Here is a 1,214-nt window from a genome sequence, read left to right on the forward strand (position 1 = left end):
TACACCGCCTTGCGGTCCGTAATGTCCAGTTCGCCAATGTCGGTGAAGTGAAACACGCATTCGTCCTCATATTTGGGCGCGAGCAGTTGCAGCTCATTGCCCAGCTGGCCGTTGCACCCGGTCACTAATAGGTGTGTCATATATACTAATAGGGGTTAGGGGTCTCCTCCGGAAAATGTAGGCCGTGGGCCTTAGTCAAGTTCCAGGGGAGTGGCCTTGTCTTTAAAGTAGTAGTCAGATAATTGTCCCAGCAGCACCGACACGTCTTTGGCGGCCTTCTCGGTGTCAGGGGTAATGGGCTTGTGTTGCAGGCGCAGCATCATCACGCCGTACAGCAGGTTGAAGCACGTTTGCAGCTCAGGCTCTTCTGGCAGCGTCGTGCAGTCCGTGCTGTGCGTTTCGGCCCGCTGCTTGGCGCGCAGCTCCACAATGTAGGGCAGCACATTGTAGTACATTTACCGGTATTAAGGAAAATGGCTGGAGCGCAGCAGTCCCGTGTGCAGCTCGGTGAGTTCCTGCAAAATGTTTTGGCATATTTGCAGGTGTCCGCCCTGCGCCTTTCCTTCGCTGCGCATCATTTCGCACAGGTCGGCATACCATTGCTCCGTAGCCTTGCGCTGTGTCTCATTGAGGGTGAAGCGTGCCACGTATTCCCGGGCTATGCGGTCGGCATCCAGCCCGTAGGCGCGCAGCAAGTCCTCCACCTGCCACATATACAGCAGGTATTCGGCCCGGTTGGTCGTTTTCAGTTTGTCAGCGATAATCATCTTTCCTTAATAGAGCGATAAATTGAACAGGGTGGTGATGGCATAAATTACCGAGGCCACCAGTACGATAATGCCGATGGTATTGTTAAGTCGCACAATGCCCCGCAGTCCGAAGCTGGAGCGCATACGGTCTATCACGTAGGTAAGGCCCAGCCACCAGAGCATGGCCCCAGCCACAATCGACAGGTAGCCCACGCACTGCGAGAACAGGTTGCCGGGAATGACGAAGGTGAGCATATTGAACAGGGCCAGGAACAGAAAGATGATGAGCGGGTTCGACACCGTGAGCAGAAAGGCCGTAGTGAAGTTGTGCAGCAGGGTGTTCTTGCCGTTCGATTTGCTTTTCCGAAACTTGCGCGGATGCGTGCGTACCATGTATAGGCCGAATATGAAGAGCATGGCACTGCCCACCAGCTTGAGCCAGAATATGTTTTGCGGCTTGTCAAT

1 protein-coding gene and 1 pseudogene are annotated in these 1,214 nt (G+C 54.4%); both read right to left on the minus strand.

Going from position 1 to position 1,214, the window contains the following annotated elements; all coding sequences use genetic code 11:
- Nucleotides 1-191: 191 nt before the first annotated feature.
- Nucleotides 192-767, minus strand: a pseudogene (locus tag Q4P78_RS09005) (DUF4924 family protein).
- Between the two features lie 6 nt (nt 768-773).
- Nucleotides 774-1,214 (minus strand): LysE family transporter (locus Q4P78_RS09010; RefSeq protein ID WP_303340034.1); only part of this gene is annotated, 441 nt, incomplete at its 5' end.

The sequence above is a fragment of the Rothia sp. (in: high G+C Gram-positive bacteria) genome, from assembly GCF_030540545.1.
Lineage (GTDB): Bacteria > Actinomycetota > Actinomycetes > Actinomycetales > Micrococcaceae > Rothia.